This window comes from Longimicrobium sp., assembly GCF_035474595.1.
Lineage (GTDB): Bacteria > Gemmatimonadota > Gemmatimonadetes > Longimicrobiales > Longimicrobiaceae > Longimicrobium.
In genome coordinates this window covers 1-16,740 of the sequence record NZ_DATIND010000001.1, presented here as the reverse complement: position 1 = coordinate 16,740, position 16,740 = coordinate 1, and the positions used below count along the sequence as shown (strand labels likewise).

At 70.1% G+C, this 16,740-nt stretch carries 13 protein-coding genes; 5 read left to right on the top strand and 8 right to left on the bottom strand.

What is annotated here, in order from left to right; genetic code table 11:
* Positions 1-144: 144 nt before the first annotated feature.
* Complete coding sequence (locus VLK66_RS00065) at positions 145-924, bottom strand: segregation and condensation protein A (RefSeq protein ID WP_325306881.1); 780 nt, start codon at positions 922-924, stop codon at positions 145-147.
* Positions 921-1,577 (bottom strand): site-2 protease family protein, encoded by a 657-nt coding sequence (locus tag VLK66_RS00060; protein WP_325306879.1) that lies wholly within the window; start codon positions 1,575-1,577, stop codon positions 921-923. Before VLK66_RS00060 ends, VLK66_RS00065 begins: the two co-directional genes overlap by 4 nt.
* A gap of 192 nt (positions 1,578-1,769) precedes the next feature.
* Here VLK66_RS00060 and rpsT point away from each other — a divergent pair, with 192 nt between their 5' ends.
* Positions 1,770-2,027: a 30S ribosomal protein S20 gene (gene rpsT, locus VLK66_RS00055; RefSeq protein WP_325306877.1), complete on the top strand. Its 258-nt coding sequence runs from the start codon at positions 1,770-1,772 to the stop codon at positions 2,025-2,027.
* A gap of 473 nt (positions 2,028-2,500) precedes the next feature.
* Here rpsT and thrS read toward each other — a convergent pair whose 3' ends face one another.
* From thrS to VLK66_RS00035, 4 genes are all read right to left on the bottom strand, one after another.
* A complete protein-coding gene (gene thrS, locus VLK66_RS00050) occupies positions 2,501-4,468 on the bottom strand; it encodes a threonine--tRNA ligase (RefSeq protein WP_325306842.1) in 1,968 nt (655 codons plus the stop codon).
* Positions 4,469-4,503: 35 nt separating this feature from the next.
* Positions 4,504-4,632 (bottom strand): hypothetical protein, encoded by a 129-nt coding sequence (locus tag VLK66_RS00045; RefSeq protein WP_325306838.1) that lies wholly within the window; start codon positions 4,630-4,632, stop codon positions 4,504-4,506.
* Between the two features lie 171 nt (positions 4,633-4,803).
* Positions 4,804-5,787, bottom strand: a complete 984-nt coding sequence (locus tag VLK66_RS00040; RefSeq protein WP_325306837.1) for a DarT ssDNA thymidine ADP-ribosyltransferase family protein — start codon at positions 5,785-5,787, stop codon at positions 4,804-4,806.
* A 4-nt stretch (positions 5,788-5,791) separates the two neighbouring features.
* A complete protein-coding gene (locus VLK66_RS00035) occupies positions 5,792-6,706 on the bottom strand; it encodes a macro domain-containing protein (RefSeq protein ID WP_325306832.1) in 915 nt (304 codons plus the stop codon).
* A 287-nt stretch (positions 6,707-6,993) separates the two neighbouring features.
* On the opposite strand from VLK66_RS00035, the gene VLK66_RS00030 reads away from it, so the two are divergent.
* The gene (locus VLK66_RS00030; RefSeq protein ID WP_325306823.1) at positions 6,994-8,244 is read left to right on the top strand and encodes a threonine synthase; all 1,251 of its coding nucleotides are present in this window, start codon (positions 6,994-6,996) and stop codon (positions 8,242-8,244) included.
* A 276-nt stretch (positions 8,245-8,520) separates the two neighbouring features.
* Positions 8,521-9,534, top strand: a complete 1,014-nt coding sequence (locus VLK66_RS00025; protein ID WP_325306818.1) for an Ig-like domain-containing protein — start codon at positions 8,521-8,523, stop codon at positions 9,532-9,534.
* An 83-nt stretch (positions 9,535-9,617) separates the two neighbouring features.
* On the opposite strand, the gene VLK66_RS00020 is transcribed toward VLK66_RS00025, so the two are convergent.
* The gene (locus tag VLK66_RS00020; RefSeq protein ID WP_325306817.1) at positions 9,618-11,549 is read right to left on the bottom strand and encodes a hypothetical protein; all 1,932 of its coding nucleotides are present in this window, start codon (positions 11,547-11,549) and stop codon (positions 9,618-9,620) included.
* A gap of 330 nt (positions 11,550-11,879) precedes the next feature.
* On the opposite strand from VLK66_RS00020, the gene argF reads away from it, so the two are divergent.
* Positions 11,880-12,803 carry an ornithine carbamoyltransferase gene (gene argF / locus VLK66_RS00015; protein ID WP_325306816.1) on the top strand — a complete coding sequence of 308 codons (924 nt, stop codon included), beginning with the start codon at positions 11,880-11,882 and terminating at the stop codon, positions 12,801-12,803.
* Positions 12,804-13,033: 230 nt separating this feature from the next.
* Here argF and VLK66_RS00010 read toward each other — a convergent pair whose 3' ends face one another.
* Complete coding sequence (locus VLK66_RS00010; RefSeq protein WP_325306815.1) at positions 13,034-14,917, bottom strand: Ig-like domain-containing protein; 1,884 nt, start codon at positions 14,915-14,917, stop codon at positions 13,034-13,036.
* A 292-nt stretch (positions 14,918-15,209) separates the two neighbouring features.
* Here VLK66_RS00010 and VLK66_RS00005 point away from each other — a divergent pair, with 292 nt between their 5' ends.
* The gene (locus tag VLK66_RS00005) at positions 15,210-16,373 is read left to right on the top strand and encodes an IS110 family transposase (RefSeq protein ID WP_325306814.1); all 1,164 of its coding nucleotides are present in this window, start codon (positions 15,210-15,212) and stop codon (positions 16,371-16,373) included.
* Positions 16,374-16,740: the final 367 nt, after the last annotated feature.

Genomic DNA, 16,740 nt, shown 5'->3' with positions numbered 1-16,740 from the left:
GCCTCGCAAACCGCGCGAGGCTGTTCGGCGCGGCGGCAGGTGCAGACTCGCGGGGGATGGTTCCGTTCGTTCCCGGCGGGCACACGCAGGCGCGCGACGAATGCTCGCCCTGTCCCCTGTCCCCTGTCCCCTGTCCCCTGCCGTTCACGCCTCGGCCTCCTGCTCGCGGCGCTCGCGGGCGCGGTAGATCCAGAGCGGGTCGAAGGGCACGTTCTGGCGCAGGCGGACCACGTTGCGCTTCCCCAACTCCAGGCACGCGAGCAGCGTGGCCACGGCGTGGATGCGCGTTCCCCAGCGCTCGACCAGGGCGGCGAACTCCACGCGGCGCTTCTCCACCAGCGCGTCCACCACCTCGTCCATCTTCTCCTCGATGCGCACCTGCCGCCCGTGCACGGTGTGCACCACCAGGGCCTCGGCCAGGCGCTCCTGCATCCGGAGCGCCGCGTCCCACACGTCCTGCCACGAAGTCTCCAGCGGCAGCTCGGACAGGCGGGGCTGCGGGCGCACCTCCACGTAGCCGCGCGAGAACAGGCGCGAGCGCACTCGCTCCGCCTGCTCCAGCAGCCGCGCCGCCTCGCGGAAGTGCTCGTACTCCAGCAGCCGCCGCACCAGGTCGGCGCGCGGGTCGTCGCCCTCGTCCTCGCCGGGGGGGCGCGGGAAGAGCATCTGCGCCTTGATGCGCACCAGCGTGGCCGCCATCTCCAGGAACTCGCCCGCCCGCTCCAGCTCCAGCCGCTGGAGGTCGCGGATGGCCGCCAGGAACTGCTGCGTGATCCGCGAGATGGGGATGTCGAAGATGTCGATGTCCTGGTTGCGGATCAGGTGCAGCAGCAGGTCCAGCGGCCCGTGGAAGCGCTCCAGGTCGATCTCGAAGGGGTCGCGCGCCCCGGCCGCGGGAACCTCCAGCGTCTGCTGCGCCGTCACATCGTCATCCCCGCCACCAGGTCGCCGGGCACCAGGAACAGGTCGCCCAGCGGCCGCGCCACCAGGAACAGCCGGTTCAGCGCGCCGGTGAAGATCAGGGCGTACAGGATGATGAAGCCGAAGGAGGAAAGCTGCCGGTACGCGCTTCCCAGGTTGGCCGGGAGGAGGTGATACAGCACGTGCGACCCGTCCAGCGGCGGCACGGGGATGAGGTTGAAGAGGATGAGGAAGAAGTTCAGCTCCACGCCGATCACGAACAGCTTGTCGGCCGTCACCAGCACCTCGTTCCCCCCCGTGGCGCGGAAGACCAGCGCGGCGACGACGTGCAGGAGCGCGAAGAGCAGGATGAGCAGGAAGTTGCCCGCGACCCCGGCCAGCGAGACCAGCACGTCGCCGCGCACGTACTTGCGGTACTTGCGCGGGGTGGTGGGCGTGGGCTTGGCCCAGCCGATGAGCGGCGCGCCCGAGATGGCCCCGATCAGCGGGAACAGGATGCTCCCGATGGGGTCGATGTGGGCGCGCGGGTCCAGCGTAACCCGCCCCAGCATGTACGCGGTGTCGTCGCCCTGCTTCAGCGCGACGTAGGCGTGCATGAACTCGTGGACGGAGAACGCCAGGAGCAGGACGGGCAGGCTGAGAAGAACGTACTGCAAGCGTTGTGGATCCATGCCGGCCAAGTTAGACGCGGGCCCGGACCTTGTCAAAGCAAGCGGGGAGGCGGGGTTGACACCCTCCGGCAGTTCGGGTATAATTCGGCTTCCCGTTTTCCGGGACCAGCATTCCGACCCATCGTTTCAACCAGCTCCGGCGCCCTGCGTGGCGCCGATGTTTTCCGGAGGCCAGCCTTGCCGAACGTCAAGTCCGCCGAGAAGCGGATGCGGACCAACGAGATCCGCGCCGACCGCAACCGTGCCTTCCGCTCGCGGCTGCGCAGCGCGCTGAAGCGTGTCCGCACGGCCGCCACCGCCGCGGACGGCACCGCCGCCCTGCGCGAGGCCACCTCGCTGCTGGACCGCGCGGCCCGCAAGCGGATCGTGCATCCCAACAAGGCCGCCCGCGCCAAGAGCCGCCTGAACGCCTTCATCGGCCGCCTGGCCGCGTAAGTCGCCGGGCAGCACCGAGGGCACAAGGCCCGCCGACCTCTTCACGGTCGGCGGGCTTTTCGTCCGTTCCGAAACGAAGTGCGGAAGTGCGTGAGTGCGCCTGCATCGGCGCGGCCGCTCCAGCGCATGCAGGCCCGCCACGAGGCCGCGGCCGCAGTCCCGCAGGGACTTTGTGCTTTTGCTGCCCGCCAATTCATTGGCGGGTGCCAAGGCCACGCCCGGCGCTCGCCCGCCCGCCACGAAGCCGCGGCCGCAGTCCCGCAGGGACTTTGTGCTTTTGTTGCCCGCCAATTCATTGGCGGGTGCCAAGGCCACGCCCGGCGCTCGCCCGCCCGCCACGAGGCCGCGGCCGCAGTCCCGCAGGGACTTTGTGCTTTTGTTGCCCGCCAATTCATTGGCGGGTGCCGAAGCCGACGAGCCCCTCCCCCCGATGCTCCGGGGAGAGGGGCTCGTCCGCGTCTACCCGCCGGCGACTACTCCGCGGCTTCCGCCGCCTCGAAGCCCACCTGCAAGGTGCGCGAGCGCACCTGCTCCAGGATCCGGTCGGCCAACGCGCGGCGGTCCAGCACCTCCTGCTTGCGGCCGGCGCCGCGCACCCGCACCGCCGCCGTGCCGCCCTCGGCCTCGCGCCCGCCGATCACGGCCATGTACGGCACCTTCTGCGTCTCCGCCTCGCGGATGCGGTAGTTCAGCGTCTCGTTGCGGTCGTCCACGCGCACGCGGATCCCCATCTCCCTGAGCTCCGCCCCGTACTGGCGCGCCACCCCGGCCTGGTCGTCGCTGATCGGGATCACCACCACCTGCACCGGCGCCAGCCACACCGGGAAGGCGCCCGCGAAGTGCTCGATCAGGATGGCGATGAAGCGCTCGAACGAGCCGCTGACCGCGCGGTGGATGACCACCGGCCGGTGCGGCAGGTTGTCTTCCCCCACGTACGTCAGGTCGAAGCGCTCGGGGTTGCTGTAGTCCAGCTGGATCGTGCCCAGCTGCCACGCGCGCCCGATCGAGTCGGTCACGTCGAAGTCGATCTTGGGGCCGTAGAAGGCGCCGTCGCCCTCCTTCAGCTCGTACGGCATCCCCGTGGCCTCGAGCGCGGCGCGCAGGCCGGCCTCGGCGCGGTCCCACATCTCGTCGCTGCCGATGCGCTGCTCGGGGCGCGTGGCGAACTTCAGCGTGGCCGTGAGCCCGAACGTCTCGTAGTAGCCCAGGATGAACCCCAGGAGGAACCGCACCTCCTCGGTGATCTGGTCCTCGCGCATGAAGACGTGGCAGTCGTCCTGCTGGAACTGCCGCACCCGCGTGAGCCCCGAGAGCGCGCCCGACAGCTCGTTGCGGTGCAGCACGTCGAACGTCACGTAGCGCAGCGGCAGCTCGCGGTACGAGTGCTTCTCCGAGCCGTAGTAGATGAAGTGCGAGGGGCAGTTCATCGGCTTCAGCGAGATGTCGTGCTCGCCCGACTCGGCGTCGAGCACCAGGAACATGTTCTCGCGGTACTTTCCCCAGTGGCCGGACTGCTCCCACAGCGCCTTGTTGTACAGCAGCGGCGTCTTGATCTCCTCGAAGTCGCGCAGCTGCCGCTCGCGCACGAACTCCACCAGCGTGTTGTACAGCGTCGTCCCCCTGGGCGTCCAGAACGCGGCGCCGGGGGAGACGGGGTGGAACTGGAAGAGGTCGAGCTCGCGCCCCAGCTTGCGGTGGTCGCGCTTGCGCGCTTCCTCCAGCCGGTGGATGTACTGCTCCAGGTCTTCCTTCGTGAACCAGGCCGTGCCGTAGATGCGCTGCAGCATCTGGCGCTTCTCGTCGCCGCGCCAGTACGCGCCGGCCGTGTTCAGCAGGCGGAAGTGCTTCAATCGCCCCGTGCTGGGCACGTGCGGGCCGCGGCAGAGGTCCGTGAAGGGGCCGTTGCGGTAGATCGTGATCGTCTCGTCCGGCCCCAGCTCCTCCAGCCGCTCCAGCTTCAGCGGGTCGTCGGCGAAGATCTCGCGCGCCTCGTCGCGGCTCACCACGCGGCGCTCGAACGACTCGTCGTCCTTCGCCACCGCCTCCATCTCCCGCTCGATCTGCTGCAGGTCCTCGGGCGTGAAGGGGCGGTCGACCTCGAAGTCGTAGTAGAAGCCGTCGGCGATGGAGGGCCCGAAGCCGATGCGGGCCTCGGGGCGCACCTTGCGCACGGCCGTGGCCAGCACGTGCGCGGCCGAGTGGCGCAGCACGTCCAGCGCCTCGGGGTTCTTCTCCGTGAGGATCTCGACCTTCGCGTCGTGCTCGATGGGGCGCGTGAGGTCCACGACCTGGCCGTCGACCCGGGCCGCCAGCGCGGCCTTCGCCAGCCGCGGGCCGATGGCCTCGGCCACGCTCAGCACCGTGGCGCCCCGCGGCAGCTCGCGCTGCGAGCCGTCGGGAAGCGTGACCTTCACCGCGCCTGCGTTTTCTGCGATGCTCATTCTCTATGTCTCCGCGGCCGTCGTCGGCCGCCGTTTCAGCGTGGTGGATAGACGAAGAACAGGACGATTCCGGCGACCAGGGCGCCGGTGAAAACGGCCCAGGGCCACGCGGCCCGGGCCGGCACACTCCCTTCTTCGTCCACCTCCAGCAATCCGCCGTTCATCTTTCCCTCGATTCGTCCGAAGCGCGAACGTGAAATTTATTCCCGTGCGGCGCTTCGCGGCAACCGCCCGAACGGGTGGGACGCGGGGGGTGGGGCGCGGAGCACATCGTCCCGTCACGCCGAACGGCCCCGGATCGCTCCGGGGCCGTTCTCGCACGGATCCGCGCCGCGTCAGTAGAGCGACTGCCGGGAAAGATAGCCCTGGTACGCAAGGCAACCCGCGATCTTCAACTCCACGAACACACGCGTTACCTCCGGAGGAACCGCCAGATCGAGGTCCTTGCGCCCCGCGACGGTGACCGGCTCCCAGCGCCAGCTCTGGCGCTGCCCGGAGGGGTACCGGCTGTTGGCTTCCACCGTATGCTCGCCGCTTCCGAACTGGATCGAGAGCCTTACCCCGCGGTCGGTCAGGCTCACGTCACGTACGAACGTCCAGTCCCGGTAGAAGATCCGCTCACCCGGCTGCTGGATCCGCACGCGCGGCGCCCACTGCCTGTTTTCCGGTCCCAGGAGCGTGAGCAGGGTGGTGCGCTCCGCGGGCGTGCGGCACACCACCTCGCGAAGCGCGGACAGATCCACCTCGCCGGGAAACACGACTTCGGCGCACCGTGCACGCGTGATCTCGTCGCGCTCGCCGCGCGACATCGAAGCGGGGTACGGCTCGTCGTGGTAGATCGCGCGGAAGTTCAGCCGGCGAAGGAACGCGGCGCCACTTCCGATCCGGTAACGCTGGCGCGCCAGGTTTCCGTCGGTGATCTGCGCATCGCCACGGGTCAGCATCTCCGCGGCATCGAAGATCAGGAAGACGGGCACCGGGCAGTGGCTGTGCTTGGACCGGTGCTCGGGCGGCCGGATTCCTTCGTTGTGGTACTGGGTCGGGGTGACCGGACGGAAGTAGAGCCGCGCCAGGCCGTGAGCCCACGGGCTCCCCTCGATGATGTCCAGGCTGGCGATCTCCACGTCGTGCAGCCCGAGCTCCTCCGCTCGCCGCCGGCTGTACACGCGGCCGCTGCGGAGGATCGAGGCTACGTTGCGGACGTCGCTGAAGTGGTAGAGGTGAAGCGGCCAGTCTCGGCGTTGCCGGCCCAGCCACTTCTGCTCCGACAGCTCTTTCAGGAACGAACGGATATCCCGCGCATCCGGTGCTTCGGGCATGGAATCAGCCGAACGCGAGCTCCCGCTGCGGCTCGCTGCTCCCGACGGCGGGGGCGAGCTGCAGGCCGGTCATCGGAGAGCCCCCGAGCATCTGGTAATCGGTTCCCAGCGGCACCAGCTGCACATACGGAAGCAGCGCCAGGATTCCCAGCACATACGAGCCGATCTTCTCCAGTCCCACCGGAAGCCGGCGCGCGGTCAGGATCCCGAAGTCCCGGAGCTGCTTCCAGGCTTCGGCGAGCTGCTCCTTCGGCACCACCGTGGTGCGCCGGCCCGACATCCAGATCCGCAGCCCGGCAATCCCGCTGTCGGCCACCTGGACTTCGAACTGCCCTGCCTTCGAAGGCGTTTCGACCGCAACACGGACGCGAAACATCTCCGTGAGATCCGCCCACACCTCCTCGAACGGCAGCTCGGCCGGGGCGGAGCGCAGCCACTCCGCGATGGCGCGCGGCTGCCGGTGCTCGGCCACCGCACGGCGCGGCACGGGGGCGTACATCAGCACGGTGATCGGGAGAGGCGCCAGGTACCGCTCCATCAGCGGGCGCACGGCGGCAAATTCCAGTTCGCCGTTCCCGCATCCCAGCGGGGGAAAGGCGATGGAATGGATCCCGGCCCGCTCGTACATGTTCACGAAGGCCCTGAGCCCCGCTTCGATGTACTCCAGCCTGGAAGGGTTACGCCAGTGCTCCTTGGTGGGAAAGTTCAGCACGTACCGCGTGGGCCCTCTCCACAGGTGAAGCCCGCCCACCCGGAGATCGCCCCGCTCGCAGACGGCGCGATATTCCCGGAACATCTCCGGAAAGATCTCCCTGAAGGTCAGGGCGATGCCCTTCCCCATCACTCCCACGGTGTTTACCGCGTTTACGAGCGTCTGGACGGGGGCCTCGAAGAGGTTACCCGAGACGTAGGTCAGCATGTGCCGGGTATGTTGAAGGGAGCGCAATTGAAATCCGATGGAAGGATAGCTTCTCCACGTCCCCGGGTCAACCCGCGGAACTGCTGGGGAACCGCATGATTGCTGGGTTTACGCCACCTTGGCGCCAGATGCAGCACACCAGTTTGCGAGTGCCGGCGACCCTGCCGGCATCGCTTGGCTCGCGCGCGGCCAAGCCGGAACGGGCTCCCCACCGATCCGTTGTCCGCGGCGCTTTCCGCCGGGCAGCGACCGATTGGGGACACGGGTGCGGTGATCGAGATCGTGGGGTGGCGTTGTCATCGGCGCGGCCGGGAACGATGTTCATCGCCATCCGCATCTTCCACCCGTCTTCCGGACCGATGACCGACATCCAGAACTTCGGCGGCGCCACGCACCTGGAGTGCACCCGCTGCGGCGCGCGCTACGAGAGCGAGACGCCGCACCGGCTGTCGCCCTGCTGCGAGAAGCCGCTGTACGCGCGCTACGACCTGCCCGCCATCGCCGCGCGCGTGACGCGCGAGGAGCTCGCCTGCCGCAGCGCCGACCTGTGGCGCTACCACGAGCTCCTGCCCGTGCGCGACCCCGCGAACGCCGTGCGCCTGGGCGAGGGGTGGACGCCGCTGGTGGACGCGCCCCGGCTGGCGGACCGCCTGGGCGTGGCGCGGCTGATGATCAAGGACGAGGGGCAGAACCCCACCGCGTCGTTCAAGGCGCGCGGGCTGTGCCTGGCCGTGTCGCGCGCGAAGGAGCTGGGGATCACGGAGGTGGCGCTCCCCAGCGCCGGGAACGCGGGGAGCGCCACCGCCGCCTACGCCGCCGCGGCGGGGATGGGCGCGCACGTGGTGGTCCCGCGCGACACGCCGGCGCCCATCGTGGAGGAGATGCGCGCGCTGGGCGCCGACGTGGAGCTGATCGACGGCCTGATCACCGACTGCGCGGTGCGGGTGGCCGCCGGCGCGCGCGAGCACGGCTGGTTCGACCTGTCGACGCTGAAGGAGCCGTACCGCGCCGAGGGGAAGAAGACGATGGGGTACGAGGTGGCCGAGCAGCTGGGGTGGACCCTTCCCGACGTCATCGTCTACCCCACGGGCGGCGGCACCGGGCTGGTGGGGATGTGGAAGGCGTTCGCGGAGATGGAGGCGATGGGGTGGATCGGCGCGGCGCGCCCGCGGATGATCTCGGTGCAGGCGGCCGGGTGCGCCCCCATCGTCCGCGCCTGGGAGCAGGGGACGGACGAGGCCGCGCCGTGGGAAGACGCGCACACCTACGCCTCCGGCCTGCGCGTTCCCCGCGCCGTGGGCGACTTCCTGATGCTGCGGGCCATCCGCGAGTCCGGCGGCGCCGCCGTGGCCGTGCCCGACGAGGAGATGCGCCGCTGGACGCCCGTGGTGGGCGCCGACACCGGCATCTTCTGCGCGCCCGAGGGCGCCGCCACCGCCGCCGCCGCCCAGCGCCTGCGCACTGCAGGCGCCATCCGCGAGAGCGACACCGTCGTCCTCTTCAACACCGGCAGCGGGCTGAAGTACGTGGGGATGTAGAAAAGAAGTGCGGGAGTGCGGGAGTGCGTAGAGGCTTGGGTGGGATGCACTTCCGTGGCGCACTCTCCGTCTCCCGCGAGGGGTGGAACGCGCCGTCGCGCGGGCTCGAAAAACATGGGTTTGTCCCGCAGACACAGCTTTGTCCCGCGGGTGGCGGGAAGCGGTTGAACCGGATTCGCGGGCCTCGTTTACGTTCGGCGCAGGCCCAGCGGAGCACCGCCGGGCTGGCGGCGCCGAAGTCCGGCGCACCACACCCCCCACCCGATCCGGGTCCCCATGCAGACACGCAGCATCCTCGCCCGCCGCGCCTCCGCGGCGCTCGCCCTCCTCGCCCTTCCCTGGGCGGCCGGCTGCGGCGGCGACTCCACCCTCCCGCAGCGCTCCGCCCGCGGCCCCGCGGCCGTCATCTCCAACCCGGCCGATCTGGAGTCGGCCAGCTGCTCTCCCAGCCTCGCGTGGACGCGCGTGTCCGACGGCTCCAGCGCGTCGGCGTCGCTCGTCGCGGGGCAGAAGTACCGGGTGCGCGACATCACCACCTGCATCACCAACTTCCGCGCGCAGACCGGGCCCGTGCTCATCGTATCGGGCGGGCAGCAGCCCACGGTGCAGGCGAAGGATGCGTCGCAGACCTCGGCCACCTTCATCGGGGAGATCGGCGATGCCACGTATCCCGTCTCCGTGACCATCGCGCCGGCGAACCTGTTCCTGACCGACCACGCCACGGTAACCGCGGGCTCCTCCACCACGCTGTACTTCGAGGCGTACGAGCCCACGCTGCAGAAGATCCCCTCGGGCGACTGGCCCAGCCAGCCGGTGTTCACGAGCGACAACCCCGCCATCGCCACCGTTGCCGCGGGTGGCGCGAACGGCCCGGGCATCAACGTGGTGGTGGCGGGGAAGAGCGCCGGCACCACCGTGATCCGCACCAGCTTCCTGGGGCGCAACGCCGTAGCCACGATCACGGTGAACCCGGCCGGCCCGCTTGCGGCCAGCGTCACGCTGAGCGTCAGCCGGATCGTGGGAAGCATCGGGGGAACGTACCAGATCACGGCCACCGTGAAGGACGCGGCCGGCAACTTCATCTCCAAGCCGGTCACCTGGACGAGCTCGAACGCCTCCGTCGCCACGGTGGACCAGACGGGGAAGATCACGGCCAAGGCCGCGGGCACCGCCGTCATCCGGGCGTCGGTCGACGGAGTGTCCGCCGAGGCCACGATCGACGTGTACCAGTACGCTTGCCGCGACTGCTCCGGGCCGCTGATTCCCCCCGATCCGGGGCTCACCTACTGAACCCGGACCTGCCGCCACGAAAAAGCCCCCGCCGTCGAGATCGACGGCGGGGGCTTCGTTCCATCTCCCTGCAGGCGAGCGAACTACTTGGTGCGGACGATGTTCACCGTCACGCCGCCGGGGCCGTCGACTCCGTTGACGGCCATGCGCGGGCCCTTGCGGCCGCCGGCGAGCGTCTGCATCAGGCGCTGGCCGCGCAGCCGCATCTGCAGGTCCAACCCGCCGCCCTGCGGAAGGGACATCCGGTCGAGCGGGAACGGCGACACGCCGCTCGCCGACAGATCCAGCGACTTGCTGGGGTTCGGCGGACCCACTGCCGTGCCCACGCTCTGCGCCGTCAGCGTCAGCGAGATGGTGGCATCCTGCGTGGCCGAGCCGTAGAAGGGGATGACCACGTACTCGGCCCCCGCCGCGCCGCCGGTGGGGCAGAGCGCCACCCCGCCGCTCATCACCACCTGCTGCACCTGGCCCACCGCCAGGTTCAGCACCGTGCAGGCCCCGCCCACGGTGGTCCCCGACTGCGCCACGCGCACGTCGGCCTGCTGCCCGGGCGCCACCGCGAACTTGTAGTACGCCGCCGAGCCGGACTTCACCGACACGTTATTGGCCCCGTTCGCCAGCGCGAGCACCCGCAGCGGGTACACGCCCCCGGTGGTGGCGCGGAAGATGTCGCGGAAGTTCCAGCTGGGCTGCGTGAACTGCGGCGCCACGGGAATCCCCGCGTCGTCGGTGTACACCGACACCGCCCAGTCGCGCGCCAGGGCCACGGGGTCGGTGCCCAGCGCGTTGGACAGGTTGTTCAGCCCCACGCTGGTGCCGTTGGCCAGCGCGAACCAGAGCGCGGCGTCGTTGCCGTTGCGGCGGTCGGCGGCGTAGCGCAGGAAGTTCCAGGTGGCGCCGCGCGTTTCCAGCTCGTCGTTGTTGGCGTACGGCGAGTTCGACGACGGGTCGCGCAGGTACGTCTCGTAGCGCCCCAGGTTCTGCCCCTGGAACTCCTCGAACAGGCTGGTCTGCTGCGTGGACGCGAAGATCTGCGCGCGGTCGATGTTCTGCCGCGGCGCGTGGCCGCTCTCGGCGTAGTAGGCCAGCTCCTCGGCGATGTGCGACAGCCCCTCGTCCAGCCACACCTCCTCGTCCTCGCGAACCTTGTTCACGTACAGGCGGCGCGAGTAGTTGATCAGGTGCTGCAGCTCGTGCGCGGTGGTGGTCAGCGTATTCTCGCGGACGTAGTCCTTGCTGCGCACGTGCCCGTTGATGCTCCCCGAGGGGTCCGCCGAGAGCAGGTAGAACATCTCCGACACGTTGCTGGTGGGGCAGGCGTCCAGCTCGGTGGTGGGCGTGCGCGGGAAGGCGTCGCGCGGATAGAAGAAGCCGCCGTACACGAAGCCGGCCCCCGGCGGCGTCAGCTCGTTCACCGCGCGGGTGTACAGGATGATGACCTTGCCGTTGCCGTCCAGGTCCGTGGGCGTGCCGAAGTTGGCCAGGTCGGTGGGGTAGATGGTGGCATCGAACTCGTTGGCGATCGCCTGGTACTCGGCGGCGGTGAAGCCGCCCGCCGGGTTGTTGGTGTCCTCGTAGATCAGCACGTGCGCGGCGCTGGCCACCTGGCGCGCGCTGTGGTAGACCGGCTGGTCGCACCCGGTGATGCCCACCGCGTCCACGTTGAAGGTGCGGATGTTGGCGGTGGCGGTCACGTTGATGGTGGCCGTGTCGGCGCGGCCCTCGGCCTTCCCCACGATCTGCGCGGTGCCCACCGCCAGCGCGGTGACCTTGCCGTCGCCGGTCACGCTGGCCACCGACGGGTTGGTGCTCTTGTACGAGGCGCCGGTGATGCCCACGAACTTCTGCTCGTCGTCGATCCCCACCGCCGTCAGGCGCACCGTGTCGCCCTGGCTCAGGAAATAGGTGCTGGGCTCGATCACCAGCTCGGCGATGCTGGAGCTGGAGCCGGTTCCGTCCTTGCAGGCCGCCAGCCCGGCCAGGGCCAGGAGGAGGACCGGGAGGGTGCGCTTCATGATGGGCTCGGGATGTGTGAGGGAGCGTGGGCCGCGCTGCGTGCGCGGACACCGGAGAGAACGTCCGGGGCGGCGCCGCCGGGACGCCGCGGCCGGCCGTTGCCAGGCCGTGCCGCCGACAAGTGTAGGAACAGCCGTCCCGAAAAGGAAGGCGCCCCCGCGGGGGGCGCGTCCGCGGGGGGACGTGCCGGAATGCCACAACCTGATGCGGAGAACGCACTTGTACTCGCGCGCGCGAGGCGTGTTCCCCGGGTGTGGTCCGCCCGCGGAACGGATGCTATCTTCCGCCGCCCGATCCGTCCCTCGCTGAACGCCCGACCGAGTCCTGCCATGCCCGAACGCCCGGTGCGCCACTTCGTCTCCATCCCCGACTTCTCGCGGGAGGAGCTGCTCGACACGCTGGACCTGGCCGCGCGAATGAAGCGCGGCGAGTACACGGCCCGGCCGCTGGAGGGCCGCACGCTGGCCATGATCTTCGCCAAGAGCTCCACCCGCACGCGGGTGTCGTTCGAGGTGGGCACGTACCAGCTGGGCGGGCACGCGCTCTTCCTTTCCAGCCGCGACATCCAGCTGGGGCGCGGCGAGCCGCTGGCCGACACCGCGCGGGTGCTGTCGCGGATGGTGGACGGGATCATGATCCGCACCTTCGCGCAGTCCGACGTGGACGACCTGGCGCGCTACGGCTCCATCCCGGTCATCAACGGGCTCACCGACCTTCTGCACCCCTGCCAGATCATGGCCGACCTGCAGACCATCCGCCAGGAGTTCGGGCCGGAGCTGGAGCCGGTGAAGGTGGCGTGGGTGGGCGACGGGAACAACATGGCCAACTCCTGGCTGAACGCCGCCTACCGCCTGGGCTTCGAGCTGCGCCTGGCCTTCCCGGCCGGGTACGAGCCCGACGCGGAGATCCTGGCCCGCGCCCAGTCGGCCACGAAGATCGTGGTCACGCACGACCCGCGCGAGGCGGTGGAGGGCGCCGACGTGGTGAACACCGATGTGTGGACCTCGATGGGGCAGGAGGAAGAGTCGCAGAAGCGCCTGCGCGACTTCCAGGGCTACATCGTGGATGAGGCGCTGATGGGCCGCGCCTCTCAGCGCTCCATCTTCCTGCACTGCCTTCCCGCGCACCGCGGCGAGGAGGTGTCCGACGCGGTGATCGAGGGCCCGCGCAGCCGCGTGTTCGACGAGGCCGAGAACCGCCTGCACGCGCAGAAGGCCATCATGGTGAAGGTGATGGCGCCCGGCGCCGCCTGACCTTTCCCCGCGCGCTCCAGGCATCGCGGAATCTCACGCGGAGACGCGGAGAGACGCGGAGGTGTGGGCCCTGCACCTCCGCGTCTCCGCGTCTCCGCGTGAGGCATGACGATGTCGGGCTGCGCGATGGTTGATGAGGAGACACGCGAACGTCGGCACTACCCTCGAAAGAGAGAAGCCCCTTCCCGGTGATCCGGGGAGGGGCTTTCTGTCTGGACGATGCCGCCTGGTTACCGCGTGCGCATCAGCGTCAGCGTCACCCCCGTCGGCGCCACCGCCGCGGCGATGCTCGCGCTGGCTCCGCGGCGGCCGATCAGCGGCGACAGCTCCGCGCGCTCGCGGCGGCGCAGCGCCAGCTCGAACCCGCCGTCGCCACCCACCGCGGTGAACGGGGTGAAGGCGGGGCCGGAGATCCCCGGCAGCCGGTTGGGCGTGGGCCCGCCGCTCACCGCCGTCACGTTGGTGCCCACCACCGCGACCGCGGCGGTCCTGCCGGTCGACAGCACGGGGTAGCCCACCACCAGCACGTAGTCGCTCCCCGTGCCGCCCGCCACGCAGAAGGCGGCGGTGGTCGCGGCGTCGACCTGCACCGCCTGGCCCACCGAGAGCGTCACCGGCGTGCACGCGTTCGCCACCGTGGTCCCCGCGGCCGAGACGCGCACGTCCGCCGTGGCGCCCGAGGCCACGCCGAAGCGGTAGTAGGCGGCCGAGCCGGAGCGGATGGTGGCCGTGCGCGTGCTCCCCGACACCAGCGCGTTCACCTGCAGCGGGTAGCCGCCGAACGCCTTGTTGGAGTACAGGTCGCGGAAGTTCCAGCTCGGGTGCTGGAAGCGCGCCTCGGCGCCGGTAACCGCGTCGTCGGCGTAGTTGGCCACCTGCCAGTCGCGCACGTACGCGCCCAGCTCCGGGCCCACCACCTTGCCCAGGTTCACCAGCCCGCTGTCGGCCGAGTTCACCAGCGCGTTGAAGAACGGCTGGTCGCCCGCGCCCTTCCGGTCGGCCGAGTAGCGCAGCAGGCTCCAGGCGGCGCCGCGGGTGGCCAGCGAGTCGTTGTCGGCGTACGGCGAGTTGGGCGGCGGGTTGCGCAGGTACTCGCCGAAGCGGCCGAAGTTGGCGATGCCGAACTCGTTGAAGGCGTCGACCCGCGTCTGCGAGGCGAACAGCGTGCTCTGCCCGATGTTCTGCCGCGGCCCCAGCCCCGAGGCCGCGTAGAAATTCAGCTCCTCGGCGATGTGCGCCAGCCCCTCGTCCAGCCACACCGCCTCGAAGGTGGGCGCGTTGTTCACGAACAGCCGGCGCGACGAGTTGATCAGGTGCTGGAGCTCGTGCGCCAGCGTGCCGATGGTGGTGTTGCTGACGTACTGGGCGGTGCGCTCGTTCCCGTTGATGGTGCCCTGCGGGTCCGGCGCCAGCATGTAGAACATCTCGCCCAGGTTGCTTCCCTCGCACCCCTGCAGCTGCGTGGTGGCGGTGTGGGGGAACAGGTCGCGCGAGAAGAAGAAGCCGCCCACGACGAAGTTCACGTTCGCGGGGGTCAGCTCGTTCACCGCGCGGGTGAAGAGGACGATGACCTTGCCGTTGTTGTCGATGTCGGTGGGCGCGCCGAACGCCTGCACGTCGGTGGGCCACACCAGCGTGTCGAAGCGGTTGGCGATCTCCTGGTATTCGGCCGAGGTGAAGCCGCCCGGGGGGTTGCGCGTGTCCTCCATGAGGATCACGTGCTGTCCCACGGCGGCGGTGCGGAAGCCCACCAGCAGCGGGTCGCCGCAGGCCTGGTCGGTGTTCACGTTGAAGGTGCGCGCCACGTCGCCGGCCACCACGTTCACGGCCACGGTGTCGGAGCGGCTGCCGGACTCGACCACGATCTGCGTGGCGCCCACCGACACGCCGGTGACGGTGCCCGCCGAGCTGACCGTGGCGATCGCGGGGTTCAGGCTGCGGAAGGTGACGGCGCCCGAGGCCGTGACGTTCAGGCGCACGGTGTCGCCCACGGCCACCGTGACGGGGTTGGGCTGCACGCTGATGGTGCCGCCCGAGGGCCCGGTGGCGTCGCCGCCGCTGCACGCGGCCAGCGCCGCGGCAAGCAGCACTCCCGCCAGACTGCGGTACTTCATGCTTCCCTCACTTGCTTGCAATGGTCGACGCGTGGCCCGGATCCCGCCTCCGGCGCGCTTCGCCGCGGCGGATTCCGCCCGGGATGGCCCGGAGCCGGACCCGCCTCCGACGCTAAACCCGTGCCGCCGTGCCAGTTGCATCCAGAGCGTCCGGCGGCGGGGCTGAATGGTGAAGGAGACACGCGAGGGGGCGGGCCACCCTCGCGCCGCCGCCCGCGTGAGATTCCATGTGAGCGAGGCCGCCGTGGTGATAAGCTGAACCTGGAGGAAGTCACTCAACCAGGAGGAGCTTATGGGAACCACGACGGCCTCGGGAACCGCGGCGGGCGGGGACACGCTGGTGCTGGCGATCGGCTTCGAGCTTGGCGCCACGGAGTGGAAGATGGCGTTCAGCCCTGCGCTGGGGCAACCACCGCGTCATCGGACGGTGGCGGCGGGCGAGATGGAAGCGGTGAAGAAGGAGATCGCGGCGGCGAAGGCGCGCTTCAAGCTGTCGGCGGACGTGCGGGTGGTGAGCTGCTACGAGGCGGGACGGGATGGGTTCTGGATCCACCGGGCGCTGGAGCTGCTCGGAGTGAAGAACCAGGTGGTGGACTCGGCCGCGATCGAGGTGAGCCGGCGGTCGAGGCGGGCGAAGACGGACCGGCTGGACGCGGAGAAGCTGGTGAACCAGCTGCTGCGGTACGTGTCGGGAGACCGGCGGGCGTTCCGGGTGGTGCGGGTTCCGACGGAAGAGGAAGAGGACCGCCGCCACCTGCACCGGGCGCTGAAGACAGCCAAGGGCGCGCGCACGGCGGTGACGAACCGGATCAAGGGGCTGCTGGCCACGGTGGGCGTGCGGCTGAAGGAAATCGTGGAGCTGCCGCGGGTGCTGGAGCGGCTGCGGCTGTGGAACGGGAAGGAGCTGCCACGGTGGCTCAAGGCGCGGGTGGAGCAGGACTGGCAGGAGCGGGAGCAGCTGCAGCGGCGGATCGCCGAACTGGAGAAGCAGCGGCGGGAGCTGCTGCGCAACGGGAAGGACAGCGGCTCGGAGTGCGCGCGCAAGCTCATTCAGCTGCGGGGGATGGGACCGAACGCATCGTGGCTGTACTCACTCGAGTTCTTCGCCTGGCGGGGGTTCAAGAACCGGAGGCAGATCGGCGGTCTGGCGGGGCTGACCCCGACGCCGTACCAGAGCGGGGCGGACCGGCGGGAGCAGGGGATCTGCAAGGCGGGAAACCGGTGGATGCGCTCGGTCGCGATCGAGATCGCCTGGGGATGGCTGCGGTACCAGCCGGACAGTGATCTGAGCCGATGGTACCAGGAGCGATACGGCCACGGCAGCCCGCGGCTGCGGAAGATCGGGATCGTGGCGCTGGCGCGGAAGCTCCTGATCGAGCTGTGGAAGTACCTGCAGACCGGGACGCCGCCGGCGGGCGCGGTGCTGAAGACGCGGCCGCGGCAGCAGACGGTGTAGCCCGGCAACCGAGGGACGTGTAGCACAAGGCACCGCACGAGCGGGTGCGAGGGCCCGGAGCAATCCCGGGGCGGCTTGGCTGTCCGAGCGTGAGATGGGGTCCCTCGCCCCGTGCTTCCCAGACTCGCCTTGCGGCGAATAGAGAATGTGGTGACCGGCCCTGGGCCGGCACGGATAGAAGGTGGACCGCGGGGGGAGTGGAGTCCCCCCGGGCGCCCGAGGGGAAGCGGCCCGCAGTGCGGCGGTGCCATTGAATCGCAGTGGGGCAGAAAGACGCACAACTGCCCCTGAGGCGGGTTTTGCCCTCCTCCAGGCCCTTGACACCGGCGCGTGCTCATAGAAGGGATGCGCGCCCGGAGGGCCGGGA

Excerpts from the sequence above, each read along its gene's own strand:
- thrS (WP_325306842.1), bottom strand. The coding sequence starts at position 4,468 with ATGAGCATCGCAGAAAACGCAGGCGCGGTGAAGGTCACGCTTCCCGAC.
- VLK66_RS00045 (WP_325306838.1), bottom strand. The coding sequence starts at position 4,632 with ATGAACGGCGGATTGCTGGAGGTGGACGAAGAAGGGAGTGTGCCGGCC.
- VLK66_RS00040 (WP_325306837.1), bottom strand. The coding sequence starts at position 5,787 with ATGCCCGAAGCACCGGATGCGCGGGATATCCGTTCGTTCCTGAAAGAG.
- VLK66_RS00035 (WP_325306832.1), bottom strand. The coding sequence starts at position 6,706 with ATGCTGACCTACGTCTCGGGTAACCTCTTCGAGGCCCCCGTCCAGACG.
- VLK66_RS00025 (WP_325306818.1), top strand. The coding sequence starts at position 8,521 with ATGCAGACACGCAGCATCCTCGCCCGCCGCGCCTCCGCGGCGCTCGCC.
- VLK66_RS00020 (WP_325306817.1), bottom strand. The coding sequence starts at position 11,549 with ATGAAGCGCACCCTCCCGGTCCTCCTCCTGGCCCTGGCCGGGCTGGCG.
- argF (WP_325306816.1), top strand. The coding sequence starts at position 11,880 with ATGCCCGAACGCCCGGTGCGCCACTTCGTCTCCATCCCCGACTTCTCG.
- VLK66_RS00010 (WP_325306815.1), bottom strand. The coding sequence starts at position 14,917 with ATGAAGTACCGCAGTCTGGCGGGAGTGCTGCTTGCCGCGGCGCTGGCC.
- VLK66_RS00005 (WP_325306814.1), top strand. The coding sequence starts at position 15,210 with ATGGGAACCACGACGGCCTCGGGAACCGCGGCGGGCGGGGACACGCTG.